Genomic DNA, 13324 nt, shown 5'->3' on the forward strand with positions numbered 1-13324 from the left:
GCCGTGTCGGCGCTGGCGCAGTGGCTGATCGGCGGCAACGCCGGGATCTTCGCGGCGATGGTGGAAAGCATTTTCGCCATGGCCAAGCTGTCGGTCGAAGTCATGGTGCTGCTGTTCGGCACCCTTACCCTGTGGCTGGGCTTTCTGCGCATCGCCGAAAAGGCCGGGATCGTCGAGTGGCTGGCCAAGGTGCTCGGCCCGCTGTTTCTGCGGCTGATGCCGGAAGTCCCCGCCGGCCACCCTGCCCTAGGCCTGATCACGCTGAACTTTGCCGCCAACGGCCTTGGCCTGGACAACGCCGCCACGCCGATCGGCCTGAAAGCCATGAAAGCGCTGCAGGAGCTCAATCCCAGCTCCACCATCGCCAGCAATGCGCAGATCCTGTTTCTGGTGCTCAATGCCTCGTCGTTGACCCTGCTGCCCGTGACCATCTTCATGTACCGCGCCCAGCAAGGCGCGCCGGATCCGACGCTGGTGTTCCTGCCGATTCTGCTGGCGACCAGTTGCTCGACTATCGTCGGTTTCCTCTCCGTAGCTTTCATGCAACGCCTGCGCATCTGGGACCCGGTGGTCCTCGCCTATCTGCTGCCCGGCGCGCTGATCCTTGGCGGCTTCATGGCCCTGCTCGGCACGCTTTCCGCGACAGCGCTGGCGGGATTGTCGTCGATCCTCGGCAATCTCACGCTGTTCGGCCTGATCATGCTGTTTCTGCTGATCGGCGCGCTGCGCAAGGTCAAGGTGTACGAGGCGTTCGTCGAAGGCGCGAAAGAAGGCTTTGATGTGGCAAAGAACCTCTTGCCGTATCTGGTGGCGATGCTCTGTGCGGTTGGCGTGCTGCGCGCCTCTGGTGCGCTGGATTTCGGCCTGGACGGCATTCGCCATCTGGTCGAGTGGGCCGGCTGGGACACGCGCTTCGTCGATGCGCTGCCGACGGCGATGGTCAAACCGTTCTCCGGCAGCGCCGCACGGGCGATGCTCATCGAGACCATGCAGACTTCCGGCGTCGACAGCTTCCCGGCGCTGGTCGCGGCGACGGTGCAGGGCAGTACCGAAACCACGTTCTATGTGCTGGCGGTGTACTTCGGCGCGGTGGGCATTCAGCGCGCGCGGCACGCGGTCGGGTGTGCGTTGCTGGCTGAGTTTGCCGGAGTGGTGGGCGCTATCGGGGTCTGCTACTGGTTCTTCGGCTGAGCAAAATTCCCATGTGGGAGCGAGCCTGCTCGCGAAGACGGAGTGTCAGTCAACGCTTAAGTGACTGATACACCGCTTTCGCGAGCAGGCTCGCTCCCACAGGAGCTGTGGTGTGTCAGCGCGGTTGCGGGGCGAGTTTCTGGCCTTGCTCCACGGCCCAAGCCACAACCTTGGCCGTAAGGCGATCACTGGCCTGACCAAACCCGGCGACCACCGCTGGCACCTGCACATCGCTCAACGGCTGGCGCTCTTCAAAACGGCGGCTGGCGAGGATGCGCTGGTCGTAACCACGCACCAGCAACGCATCGACCCGCACCACAACGCCGGCCTGGGTGCCCTGATATTCGGTCTGAAACGCCTGCAAACTGCCGCCCAGTTCCAGATCCGCCTGGAAGTTGCTGTCGTCGGTGCTCAGCAACGTCACTCTGCCGTCACGCTGGAATCCATCGAGCAGGCGATTGCGCAGCAGTACCGGCGCCGGATCGCTCCAGCGCGAGCCTTTGTAGCTGCTGATCACATCGCCCTGCGGGATAACGGCAATGCTCGGCCGGTTCAGTGCTTCGCTGGCCTGCAATTTATTCAAGCGCAGCGACCACGACTGCGTCGCCGCCGGGCTGGCCGAGGCGGGCGCTTGCGCAGCGGGCAGGCGGTAGACGTCCGAAGGTTCCGACTTGGGCAAGATCGAGCACGCGCCGATCAGGGTCAGGCCAGCGCCGAGCAGGGCGATTCGAGTCAACTTCATGGGGTGAATTCCTTGTTCTTGTCGCTGCCCAGCAGGTAGCCGCTGGGGTTGGCCTCAAGGCGTTGGGAAATGGCGCGCAGCGAGGTCAGCGTCTCGCGCAGTTCGCGAATCGCCGGGGCCAGGCCGTTGAGGCCCTGCATGCCGTTATCCAGCGAATTCTGGTTTTTGCTGAGCAAGCCGTTGATGGTCACGCTGCTTTGCTCCAGCGACTTCATCGCCTGTTCGGCACTGCCCAAGGCCTGCTTGCCCTGATCGTTAAGCAGGCCGTTGGCGTTGCGCATCAGCAGTGAGGTCTGCTCGAGCATGCTGCCGGCCTGTTTGCCGACGGTCGCCAGTTGCTGCATGGCTTGTTTGATGTCGCCGCGCTGGTCGTTGATGGTGCCGGTGGTCTGTTCCAGATGGGCGAGGGTCTTGCTCACGCGCTCGACGTTTTCCGCGGAGAACATGTGGTTGGCGTTTTGCAGCAGGGCGCTGATGCCGGTCATCAAGTCGCTGCTGTCGTTGAGCAGGCGGGAAATAGGCGAGGGCGAGGCGACCAGAGTTGGCAGCTTGCCGTCATGCCCGCGCAATTTCGGGCTCTCGGGTGTGCCGCCGCTGAGCTGGATGATCGACGTGCCGGTGATGCCGGTCAGTGCCAGTTTGGCCTGGGTGTCTTCCTTGACCGGCGTGTCGCCCGCCAGACGAATCCGCGCCAGCACCCGGCGCGGATCCTGCGGGTCGAGGCGCAGGCTGACCACGTCACCGACCTTGATCCCGCTGTACTGCACCGAACTGCCCTTGGACAGACCGCTGACCGCCTCGTTGAACACCACTTCGTAATCCTTGAACTCGGTGTCGACGCTGGATTTGGCCAGAAACAGGCCGAAGAGCAGGGCGCCGGCCACGACGATCACCGTGAACAGGCCGATCAACACATGATGGGCTCGGGTTTCCATATCAGACCTCGTTGAGCAGTTTGGCGGCGTCCAGCGCCGAGCGGCCGCGCGGGCCGTGGAAGTATTCGTGAATCCACGCGTCGTCGGTTTCCGAGACGTCGTCGATAGGGCCGGCGACCAGCACTTTCTTCTGCGCCAGCACCGCCACGCGATCGGTGATGGTGTACAGCGTGTCGAGGTCGTGGGTCACCAGAAACACGCTCAGACCCAACGCATCACGCAGGGTCAGGATCAATTGATCGAACTGCGCCGCGCCAATCGGATCAAGGCCGGCGGTGGGTTCGTCGAGAAACAGAATGTCCGGATCCAGCGCCAGGGCGCGCGCCAGCGCCGCGCGCTTGATCATGCCGCCGGACAGCGACGCCGGGTATTTGTCCGCCGCCGACAGCGGCAGCCCGGCCAGCGCCAGTTTCACCGCCGCCAGGTGCTCGGCGTCGTGACGGCTGAGGCCGGCGTGTTCGATAAGGGGCAGGGCGACGTTCTCGGTCACGGTCAACGACGAGAACAGCGCGCCCTTCTGGAACAACACACCAAAGCGCCTTTCGATCAGCGAGCGCTCATGCTCGGGCAGATTCGGCAGGTTCTGGCCGAAGACCTTGACCATGCCTTCGCTGGGCCGATTCAGCCCGACGATGCTGCGCAGCAGCACCGATTTACCGGTACCGGAGCCGCCGACCACGGCGAGGATCTCGCCCTTGTACACGTCCAGATCAAGGTTTTCGTGCACGCTCTGCGGGCCGAAGCGATTGCACAGGCCACGGACTTCGATCACCGCCTCCGAGGGCGCGCGGGGTAGACGACTCACCAGCCCATCTCCATGAAAAACAGCGCGGCCACCGCATCGAGCACGATCACCACGAAAATCGACTGGACCACGCTGGAGGTGGTGTGCGCGCCGACCGATTCGGCGCTGCCGCTGACCTTGAAACCTTCCAGGCAACCGATCGCCGCGATCAGGAAGGCGAAGATCGGCGCCTTCACCAGCCCGACCAGAAAATGCTGAATGCCGATGTCCGATTGCAGCAGCGAGAGGAACATCGCCGGCGAGATGTCCAGCGACACCGCACACACCACACCGCCGCCGACGATCCCCGAGAGCATCGCCAGAAACGTCAGCATCGGCAGCGCCACCAGCAGCGCCAGCACGCGCGGCACCACCAGCAATTCGATCGGGTCGAGGCCGAGAGTACGGATCGCGTCGATTTCTTCGTTGGCCTTCATCGAGCCGATCTGTGCGGTAAAAGCACTGGCGGTGCGCCCGGCCATCAGGATCGCCGTGAGCAGCACGCCGAATTCGCGCAGGAACGAGAAGCCGACCAGGTCCACGGTAAAAATCGTCGCGCCGAAACTGGCCAGCACTGTGGCGCCAAGAAACGCCACCACCGCGCCCACCAGAAACGTCAGCAGGGCCACGATCGGCGCGGCGTCGAGGCCGGTTTGCTCGATGTGCGCGATCATCGGCGTGATGCGCCAGCGCTTGGGCCGCAACAGCCCACGGGCGATGACTTCAAGGATCAGGCCGACGAAGCCGAGCAGTTGCATCGTGTCGGTCCAGACCTTGTCCACCGCGCGGCCAATGCGCGTCAGCAGTTGCACGCTGACGCTGATTTCCGGCTCCTTGATCGGCACGCAGAAATCGCTCAGCGAGCAGTACACGGTTTGCAGCAAGGCGCGGTCGGCAGTTGAAAGGGTGCAATCGGGGTGTTCGGCGGTTTTACCCAAGCGCTCGGAACCGAGCAGCTCGACCAGCAACGAGGCGCCGGCGGTGTCGAGGGCACCGAGGCCGTTCAGATCGATGGAAGTGTTGGCATCGTACTGGCCGCGGAGCTTTTCGCTCAGGTGCTTGAGCGCGGTGTAGTGGGCGAGCGTCCAGTCGCCGCTGACGCGCAGGCGGGCAGGGCTGAACGCGGTGTCCAGGTGGGCACTGCCGGGGGTTGGGCTGCTGGTCATAAGCTCCGTGCTTGTACGGCCGTTACGAGATCCTACGTAATAGCACGAACCGGATTACTTTTCTTTGGCCGGTGTGCTGTCGGTGATTGCGAAACGCAGCACGCCGATCAACTGCCCGTCCTCGGTCAACACCCGCACCTGCCATTTGCCCGCCGGGTTGCCGGGGAAGTTCTGCTTGTGCGTCCACGCCCGGTAGCCTTCCTTGCGCCCGCCATGGATGTCGAGGGCGATGCGGTCGACCTCTTTGCCGTTGAAGGTCCACACGTGATAAATCCGCTCATCGAGGCCGCGCGGCGCGTTGATTGCGGTGTAGGCGTAGAGCCCGCCGCTGCGGATCTGCTCGGCGCTGACGGTTTCGAGGCTGGCGCCGGGGGTGCGATCCTGCAGCTGCGTGCTGATCGCCACGTCGGTCATCCACAGCGTTGCCGGCGGCACCCACGAACGCAGCGCCCAACCGACGCCGCCGATGCCGACTGTGATGAACAGAATCGCCAGGGCATTGCGCACCGTGCGGATCGGGAAGATCGATGCCAGGCTCGGGAACGACAGCAGCACGGCAATCCCCAGCGCCCATTTGAAACTCTGCGCGGTGGTCAGGTGCATGATCACCGGCAGCGCGGTGAGCAGGGCGGCGAACAGGGTCAGGGTGTGCAGCGCGAGAAACGCCCAGCGCCGTGGCGCCAGCCATTTGTAGTACAGCGGATCGACGATAGAGATCAGTGCAGCAACGCTGAGCAGCCCCGTGAAGACAAACTGGCCGCTGTTCCACGTGGTGGTGATGAAGAAGAATGGCAGAACGAAAAACAGGCTTTCCTGATGGATCATCTGCGTCGCGTAGCGCAGCAGCGGCTGGGGAATCTCGCGCTTGAAAATCCGTGTGAACAGCCCGGTCAGGGTGTTTTCCAGCATCAGCCAGATCCAGCTGAGCAGCATGATCACCGTGATCCAGCTGGCCAGCCCCTGTTGGCGATCGACGAGGATGAAACTGCCGACCCCGGAAATGAAACCACCCGCCGCGATCAACCCGGGGTAGCGCTTCATCAGCTCGAGAAGGCGCTGGATAAGGAGGGTCAGTTTTGGCATTTTGGCGGTTCACGACGATATGGGGAAAATCCCGGAAAGGTTAACGCCGCATGACCCCTGTGGCGAGGGGATTTATCCCCGATCGGCGGCGCAGCCGTCGTAGATCCTGCAAGCGAATTTTGTCTGGCTATACCGAGCTGCCCTTATTGGGGCTGCTGCGCAGCCCATCGGGGATAAATCCCCTCGCCACAAGTGCTCACTCATCACAGGGTTAATGGCTTCCGGCAATTTTGTGGCGGCGATGCAGGCGCCAGCCGATCACGATCAGCAGCAACAACCCGATTCCACCAGCGACCAGCCACAACACCTGATCATCACTGATCAAAGGCTTCTCGATCCGGATATACCCCGGCTGCAGCAACAGCTCGCGCATCGCCTTGTTCGCCGCTTCCAGCGTCACCCCTTGCAACTCCCGCGCGGGATTGGCAAAGCGGCCATCCTGATAGTCGGCCAGCGCGCTCCAGTAATAGTCTGCCAGCGCGCTGTTGCCCTGCACGGCCCAGGCCTGGTGGGCGATGGCGGCTTGTTTGATGCGGGCGAAGGTGCTCGGGTCGAGGCCGTTTTTCAGCAGGTCGGCTTTGAGGTCATCGAGTACCTGGATGGCTTCGTCGACGTCATCGCGATCCAGGTCCGCGTTGAGGCTCATGAAGCCGACACCGCCGAATACTTCACGCTCGGCCCACGGCCCGTACGACAAGCCGTGGTTGAGGCGAATCTGCCGGTACAGCGCCCAGTCGAGATAATCCTTGAGAATGTCGAACGTCTGGTCGTACTGATCGTCGAGCACCGGTTCCGGCACCAGCCAGTGCAGCTTGGCGCTGTCGCCAATGAAGCCACGGGTGAGGGTGCGCTCATGGGCGGCGCTGGTGCGGATGTCCGGCAGCGCCCGGTGTTCGCTCGGCTCGACCGGCTCCAGCTCACCCCAGGTACGCTCGAGATAGGCTGGCAGCAGTTTGTCGAGTTCGCCGACAACGATCAGGGTCATGTTGTTCGGCGCGTACCAGGCCTTGCGCACCGTCTCCAATTGTTCCTGGGTCAGATGGCCGACTTCGGCACGCTGCGGGCATTTCAGTCCCAGCTCGACAGCCAGTTGATTGCTCGCGGTATGACCGAGGTCCTGACGGTCGAGGAAACGTTGCAGCCTGGTGTAATGCCCGCCGTCCTCACGCTCGACCACCCGTTTCGCCGCGTTGATTGCGTTGTCGTCAATGCGTGTCTGGGTCAGCAGCGCGAGCAGCAGGTCAAGCACCTTGCGCTGGTTTTTCGCCGGGGCTTCGATGACGAACGTGGTGTCGGCGTTGCTGGTGAACGCATTCCAGTCCCCGCCCAGCGCCTGCATGCGTTCTTCCAGACCGCCTTCGCCGGTGGCGTCGATACCGCTGAACAGCAGGTGTTCGAGCAAATGCGGCAGCTCTTTTTCGTCGCAATCGAAGTCATCGAGGCCAACGCCGACCACCAGCCGGATCGCCACATGCCCACGCTCGGTGCCGGGCTTGAGCATCAGTTGCAAACCGTTGGGCAGCGCATAGCCTTCGACCTGAAAGCGATCCAGGGCAAAGGCGGGCAGGGAACCGAGCAACAGACAGGCGAACAACAGGCAACGCATAACAGGCTTCCATACGGCTGATTTGGAGATCCGTGTCGTCAGTCAGGCCCCATCGCTGGCAAGCCAGCTCCCACAAGGATCTGCGGCGCTCACGAAACCCTGTGGGAGCTGGCTTGCCAGCGATGACGGTCTCAAGGCTGAACCACTGTAACTGACTGACCCCAGCCTCAGACGTTCAAGGCGAATGCGTAATGTCGGCCATGTCATCCACCGCCAGCGCGCCGGTGTCCGCCGTTTCCAGCACGACATAGGCGCTGCTGCAGAACAACGAATTGAGCCGTTTCATGTCGGCGATCAACTCCAGATGCAGCGAGCTGGTCTCAAGGCTCTGCACGATCTTGCGTTGCAAACGGCTGACATGCGCATGGGCCAGACGCCGTTCCTGCGCACGAAAGCGGCGTTTCTCCCGCAACAACTGCCGCGCGCTTTCGCGGTCGCCGCTGAGAAACACCGACAAGCCCAGGCGCAGGTTGGCGATCAGTTGCTGTTGCAGCCCGGCAAGATCTTCCAGGCCTTCTTCGGAAAACGAACGGCGCTGCGAAGTCTTCTGCTGCTGAATCTTGCGCAGCATGCGCTCGATCAGGTCGGCGGCGAGTTTGAGGTTGATCGCCAGTTCGATGATCTCGGCCCAGCGCCGACTGTCGTGCTCGCCGAGATCCTCGCGGGGCATCTGCGCCAGATACAGCTTGATCGCGCTGTACAGGGCCTCGACGTCGTCGGTCAGGCGGCGCATTTCCTGAGTGACGGCAGTCTGCTTGCCGCGCAGCACATCAAGGGAGGCATCGAGCATGTTGTCGAGCAGATCGCCCATGCGCAGGGTTTCCCGCGCGGCGTTGGCCAGCGCCAGGCTCGGCGTGACCAGCGCGGTCGGGTCGAGATGGCGCGGCTTGGCGGTGCCGTTGACCTCCGGCCGCTCCGGCAACAGCCAAGCACAGAGCCGCGCCATCGGCCCGACGCTGGGCAGCAGGATCAGGCAGCGCGCGGTGTTGTAGAGCAGGTGGAAGCCGATGACCATTTCCTGCGGGCTGAAATCAAGGCTGTCGATCCAGTGCACCAGCGGGTCGAGCACCGGGATGATCAGCAGCAAACCGATCAATTTGTACAACAGACTGCCCAGCGCAACCTGGCGGCCGGCGGCGTTCTGCATGCTGGTGCTCATGAAGGCAAGGATGCCGCTGCCGATGTTGGCGCCGATCACCAGACCGATCGCCACCGGCAGGCTGATCACCGCAGCACCGGCCAATGTAGCGGTGAGCAGCACGGCGGCGAGGCTGGAGTAGGAAATCATCGCGAACAGCGCGCCGACCAGGGCGTCGAGAAGAATGTCGCCGGTCAGCGAGGCGAAAATCACTTTCACCCCTTGCGCATGAGTGATCGGCGCAGCGGCCTCGACGATCAATTGCAGGGCGAGAATGATCAGCCCGAGACCAATCGACACCCGGCCCATCTGCCCGAGCCGCGTCTGTTTGCGCGACAGAAAGAAAATCACCCCGAGGAAGATCAGCAGCGGCGACAGCCACGACAGATCGAGGGTCAGCACCCGCGCCATCAAAGCGGTACCGACATCGGCGCCCAGCATGGTCGCCAGCGCCGGGGTCAGCGCCATCAGGCCCTGACCGACAAACGAAGTGACCAGCATCGCCGTGGCGTTGCTGCTCTGCACCATGGCAGTGACGAGAATACCGGCGATGAACGCCAGCCATTTCTTCGACATGTTCTGGCCGATGACATGTCGCAGATTGGTGCCGTAAACCCGCAGGATGCCGGTTCGGACGATGTGCGTGCCCCAGATCAACAGGGCGACGGCGGACAACAGATTGAGCAGGGTGAGCATGCAGACCCCCTGTAGTAGCAGCGCCCCAGAGGGGCAAGTGGACGGCACCGCGCGGTTTCTACGTTCTTGATACTTAAGCTGTAGTTGGCGAACGGTCTCGGCGCCAGCATTGCACAGCTAAAGCGTGGATTGAAACAAAAGTGTCATCAAAACAAATGCATCCACTCACCGAATCCGACACGTTTCCCCTCTGTTGCCCAAAACAACTGTGGGAGCGAGCCTGCTCGCGAAAGCGGTGGGCCAGCCAACATTGTTGTCGACTGGCACTCCATCTTCGCGAGCAGGCTCGCTCCCACAGGGGTGTAGCGTGCTGCCGGGACTACCGGATTATTGGCCCGGCACATCCTTGCGCAGTTTCACCGGATCCTGTTGCTGTCTCTTCTTGGCCATCGCGCCGCGCAGTTTGATGTTGATCGCTTCCACCGCCAGCGAGAACGCCATGGCGAAGTAGACGTAGCCTTTTGGCACGTGCACGTCGAACGATTCGGCGATCAGCACGGTACCGACCACCAGCAGGAAGGACAGGGCGAGCATTTTCAGCGACGGGTGCTTGTCGATGAATTCGCTGATCTTGCCCGACGCCAGCATCATCACCAGCACTGCCACGACGATCGCCGCGACCATGACCGGAACGTGGGAGACCATGCCGACCGCAGTGATCACCGAGTCCAGCGAGAAGACGATATCGATGATCGCGATCTGGATGATGGTGTAGAGGAAGTTGCCGCCCTTGCCCGATGGCGCGTCGTCGCTTTCGTCTTCGCCTTCCAGCGCGTGGTACATCTCCTGCGAACTCTTCCACAACAGGAACAGGCCACCGAAGAACAGGATCAGGTCGCGACCGGAGATGCCCTGGCCGAACACTTCGAAAAGATCGGCAGTGAGGCGCATGACCCAGGTGATCGACAGCAGCAACAGGATCCGGGTGACCATGGCCAGGCCAAGACCGAAGATCCGCGTGCGCTGCTGCATGTGTTTGGGCATGCGGCTGACCAGGATCGAAATCATGATGATGTTATCGATACCGAGGACGATTTCCAGGGCGGTCAGGGTAAAGAAGGCAACCCAGATTTCGGGGTTGGTCAGCCAATCCATGTGTATTCCTTTGAGCAATTGTTGAACCGGAAAAGGTCCGGGCTTCAAACCGCGAAGCCAGGACCCGTAACGGTGAGTCTTGGGCTTATAGAGTGCTGAACATCGGGAAAGTCCCCAACAGCAGTGCAGCAATCAGAATGCAGATGCACACCAGGATCGCCCATTTCAGGGTGAAACGCTGGTGATCACCGAAATCGATGCCGGCCAGCGCCACCAACAGATAGGTCGACGGCACCAACGGGCTCAGCAAGTGGACGGGCTGGCCGACGATCGAGGCACGGGCCATTTCCACCGCAGTGATCCCATAGTGGCTGGCCGCTTCGGTCAGCACCGGCAATACACCGTAATAGAACGCATCGTTGGACATGAAGAAGGTGAACGGCATGCTCACCAGTGCCGTGATCACCGCCAGGTACGGGCCGAGGAAATCCGGAATCACCGCCAACAGGCTCTTCGACATCGCATCGACCATGCCGGTGCCCGACAGGATACCGGTGAAGATACCGGCCGCAAAGATCAGCCCGACCACTGCCAGCACGCTGCCGGAATGCGCGGCGACGCGATCCTTCTGCATTTGCAGGCATGGGTAGTTGACGATCATGGCAATACTGAAGGCCACCATGAACAGCACCGGCAGCGGCAACAGGCCGCCGATCAGTGTGCACATCAGGCCGAAAGTCAGTGCGGCGTTGAACCAGATCAGCTTCGGACGGCGTGCGTCAGGGAATTGCGAGACGCTGATTTCACTGTGATCGATCTCGTCGCCGACCAGATGCAGCTCGCCGAGACGGGCGCGTTCACGCTTGCCGTAGAAGTAGGCAATCACCAGGATCGCCACGACACCGGCGGCCATGGCCGGGATCATCGGTACGAAAATGTCCGACGGGTCGACATGCAGGGCACTCGCCGCGCGGGCGGTCGGGCCGCCCCACGGGGTCATGTTCATCACGCCACCGGCGAGGATGATCAGACCGGCCATGATCCGCGGGCTCATGCCGATGCGGCTGTACAGCGGCAGCATCGCGGCCACACAGATCATGTAAGTGGTCGCGCCGTCACCATCGAGGGAAACGACGAGCGCCAGAACGGCGGTACCGACCGAAACTTTCAACGGGTCGCCCTTGACCAGTTTGAGGATCTTGCGCACGGCCGGGTCGAACAGGCCGGAGTCGATCATCAGGGCGAAATACAGAATGGCGAACATCAACATCACGCCGGTCGGCGCCAGTTTGGTGATGCCTTCAAGCATCATCGGGCCGATTTTCGGCGCGAAACCACCGAACAGCGCGAACAGGATCGGGATGATGATCAGGGCGATCAGCGCGGACAGGCGCTTGGTCATGATCAGGAACATGAACGTGATGACCATGGCGAAGCCAAGGAAAGTCAGCATGGGAATACTCCAGGCGTAGCGCGGCTAATGGAATGAGCGGATCGGGCGGGATCAGCGCAGAACGGCAGGCGCGAGGCGTACGGGCGGAGTGACCAGCAGGAAGCGGGAGAAACGGCGGGTTGCAGAAGACATCAGAATCACCATTGTTGTTGTTAATTGGGCCGGGCCTGTGGAACAAACACAGGGCTTGGGCCAACCGGTCTGTTGCCGGGAGTGGGGCGATCCTAATCGGGGAAGCTTTCAGCTACCTTTCGCGAGCGAAAGCGATGAATGAACGGTCAACCGGCGATCGGAAGCAGCGAGAGCCAATAAATTCGGGGTTGGTAGCGATGCGGGTAAACGCACAGACAGCGCTGGCTGGCGGTCTGGACACATCCGTTATCAGTTCAGCGTCAGCATCTGGCTAAAAAATCGACAGATCCAGCGGCCGCACCGCGCCCATCCAGATCGCGTGTTCGGTGTGGTCGAGCAAGTCATCGCCCGTGTCCGGATGCAGGAACACCACCAGGCCTTTGCGGTTGAGTGCCAGCCATGGCAGCACCTCGCCAATCAGCTCGGGACCGAAAGCCAGTTGGCAGCTCCAGTCGGGGTGCGGCCCCACCGGGCGTTCGTGCACGCGACCCATTTTCAGCGCAAACAACTGCGCGGCCTGTTCGCACAAGGCCCGCGCCTGGTCGATGGTTTGCGCGTCGAAATAGACATGGGCGTGATAGCCCTTGATCCCTTGCATCGTGTCGCCTCTCAATCGGTTCGAACCCTTGGCTGTTTCCACCGTCACAGGTCATATAGGACAACTATAAGGAAAACAGCCATGAAAAATGCCGAGACCCCAGTGGTCAAAGTGGTGCTTTATGGTGCCATGGCCAGCTTGGGCGGTGCATTGATGGCTGAATTGCTCCGTCGCCAACACGAAGTCATCGCCATCCTCGACGATCTCACCGCACTTGCGCCGCGTCCGGGGTTGCGCACCAAGACCGGCGATCTGTTCGATGCCGAGCGGGTCAATCAAAGCGTCGCCGGCAGCTCGGCGGTGATCTGCCTGCTGGACGCGCCGGGGTTGCCGTTCAGCAGCGACCACGTTGAACGCTCGGTGACGCTGGGGCCGGTGGAACAAGTGCTGGCAGTCGACGCGCTGGTCGAAGGTTTGCAACTGGCCAGCGTGCCGCGCCTGTTTCTGGTCGGCAACTTCGGTGTGCTCGACGAGCCTGACAATGACGAGCGTCTGCAACGTCACGCTGCCGAAGAAATCCTCGAGGCGGTACAAAGCAGCTCACTGCGCTGGACCTTGGTCAATGCGCCGCATGGCGTGGCCGGGTTGACCATCGAGCACTTCAGTCAGGTCGGCGGCAATCTCGAACCGGGACTGGCCGAACCGCTGGAGCGATTGAACCGTGTCGCGGTGGGCATCGCCGATGAGCTGCGGTTGAACCTGCATGTGGGGCAGCATGTGAATTTTGTGGCGGCTTCTGATTCGTAAAAGATCGGACGATCTTTT

General features: G+C 62.0%; 12 protein-coding genes. 2 read left to right on the forward strand and 10 right to left on the reverse strand.

Features of this window, described 5'->3' with window-relative positions; translation table 11 throughout:
- The first annotated feature begins 3 nt into the window (after positions 1-3).
- Positions 4-1191 (forward strand): spore maturation protein, encoded by a 1188-nt coding sequence (locus tag D8U61_RS26425; protein WP_177433376.1) that lies wholly within the window; start codon positions 4-6, stop codon positions 1189-1191.
- 115 nt (positions 1192-1306) lie between these two features.
- Here D8U61_RS26425 and D8U61_RS26430 read toward each other — a convergent pair whose 3' ends face one another.
- The 10 genes from D8U61_RS26430 to D8U61_RS26475 form a co-directional block, all read right to left on the reverse strand.
- Positions 1307-1933, reverse strand: coding sequence for an ABC-type transport auxiliary lipoprotein family protein (locus D8U61_RS26430; protein ID WP_123441936.1), 627 nt, complete (start codon positions 1931-1933; stop codon positions 1307-1309).
- Complete coding sequence (locus D8U61_RS26435) at positions 1930-2868, reverse strand: MlaD family protein (protein ID WP_016772359.1); 939 nt, start codon at positions 2866-2868, stop codon at positions 1930-1932. The genes D8U61_RS26430 and D8U61_RS26435 overlap by 4 nt, the downstream gene beginning before the upstream one ends.
- Position 2869: 1 nt before the next feature.
- Positions 2870-3673 carry an ABC transporter ATP-binding protein gene (locus tag D8U61_RS26440; protein WP_130888801.1) on the reverse strand — a complete coding sequence of 268 codons (804 nt, stop codon included), beginning with the start codon at positions 3671-3673 and terminating at the stop codon, positions 2870-2872.
- The gene (locus D8U61_RS26445; protein WP_125927316.1) at positions 3670-4818 is read right to left on the reverse strand and encodes an ABC transporter permease; all 1149 of its coding nucleotides are present in this window, start codon (positions 4816-4818) and stop codon (positions 3670-3672) included. The genes D8U61_RS26440 and D8U61_RS26445 overlap by 4 nt, the downstream gene beginning before the upstream one ends.
- Before the next feature lie 54 nt (positions 4819-4872).
- Positions 4873-5901, reverse strand: a complete 1029-nt coding sequence (locus tag D8U61_RS26450) for a DUF5924 family protein (protein ID WP_122705410.1) — start codon at positions 5899-5901, stop codon at positions 4873-4875.
- A 211-nt stretch (positions 5902-6112) separates the two neighbouring features.
- Positions 6113-7507, reverse strand: a complete 1395-nt coding sequence (locus D8U61_RS26455) for an insulinase family protein (RefSeq protein ID WP_130903176.1) — start codon at positions 7505-7507, stop codon at positions 6113-6115.
- A 175-nt stretch (positions 7508-7682) separates the two neighbouring features.
- The gene (locus D8U61_RS26460; protein WP_122612878.1) at positions 7683-9341 is read right to left on the reverse strand and encodes a Na/Pi cotransporter family protein; all 1659 of its coding nucleotides are present in this window, start codon (positions 9339-9341) and stop codon (positions 7683-7685) included.
- A gap of 327 nt (positions 9342-9668) precedes the next feature.
- Complete coding sequence (locus D8U61_RS26465) at positions 9669-10436, reverse strand: TerC family protein (protein ID WP_122698793.1); 768 nt, start codon at positions 10434-10436, stop codon at positions 9669-9671.
- Positions 10437-10521: 85 nt separating this feature from the next.
- Positions 10522-11829, reverse strand: coding sequence for a CitMHS family transporter (locus D8U61_RS26470; RefSeq protein ID WP_073470799.1), 1308 nt, complete (start codon positions 11827-11829; stop codon positions 10522-10524).
- Positions 11830-12232: 403 nt separating this feature from the next.
- Positions 12233-12559, reverse strand: coding sequence for a DOPA 4,5-dioxygenase family protein (locus D8U61_RS26475; RefSeq protein ID WP_056791177.1), 327 nt, complete (start codon positions 12557-12559; stop codon positions 12233-12235).
- 81 nt (positions 12560-12640) lie between these two features.
- Here D8U61_RS26475 and D8U61_RS26480 point away from each other — a divergent pair, with 81 nt between their 5' ends.
- Positions 12641-13306: an NAD(P)H-binding protein gene (locus D8U61_RS26480; RefSeq protein ID WP_041476500.1), complete on the forward strand. Its 666-nt coding sequence runs from the start codon at positions 12641-12643 to the stop codon at positions 13304-13306.
- Positions 13307-13324: the final 18 nt, after the last annotated feature.

The organism is Pseudomonas sp. Sample_14, from assembly GCF_004307515.1.
GTDB lineage: Bacteria > Pseudomonadota > Gammaproteobacteria > Pseudomonadales > Pseudomonadaceae > Aquipseudomonas > Aquipseudomonas atacamensis.

Bases quoted from the DNA above. Each gene is read 5' to 3' on its own strand.
- D8U61_RS26430 (WP_123441936.1), bottom strand. From the start codon at position 1,933: ATGAAGTTGACTCGAATCGCCCTGCTCGGCGCTGGCCTGACCCTGATC.
- D8U61_RS26435 (WP_016772359.1), bottom strand. From the start codon at position 2,868: ATGGAAACCCGAGCCCATCATGTGTTGATCGGCCTGTTCACGGTGATC.
- D8U61_RS26445 (WP_125927316.1), bottom strand. From the start codon at position 4,818: ATGACCAGCAGCCCAACCCCCGGCAGTGCCCACCTGGACACCGCGTTC.
- D8U61_RS26450 (WP_122705410.1), bottom strand. From the start codon at position 5,901: ATGCCAAAACTGACCCTCCTTATCCAGCGCCTTCTCGAGCTGATGAAG.
- D8U61_RS26455 (WP_130903176.1), bottom strand. From the start codon at position 7,507: ATGCGTTGCCTGTTGTTCGCCTGTCTGTTGCTCGGTTCCCTGCCCGCC.
- D8U61_RS26460 (WP_122612878.1), bottom strand. From the start codon at position 9,341: ATGCTCACCCTGCTCAATCTGTTGTCCGCCGTCGCCCTGTTGATCTGG.
- D8U61_RS26465 (WP_122698793.1), bottom strand. From the start codon at position 10,436: ATGGATTGGCTGACCAACCCCGAAATCTGGGTTGCCTTCTTTACCCTG.
- D8U61_RS26470 (WP_073470799.1), bottom strand. From the start codon at position 11,829: ATGCTGACTTTCCTTGGCTTCGCCATGGTCATCACGTTCATGTTCCTG.
- D8U61_RS26475 (WP_056791177.1), bottom strand. From the start codon at position 12,559: ATGCAAGGGATCAAGGGCTATCACGCCCATGTCTATTTCGACGCGCAA.
- D8U61_RS26480 (WP_041476500.1), top strand. From the start codon at position 12,641: ATGAAAAATGCCGAGACCCCAGTGGTCAAAGTGGTGCTTTATGGTGCC.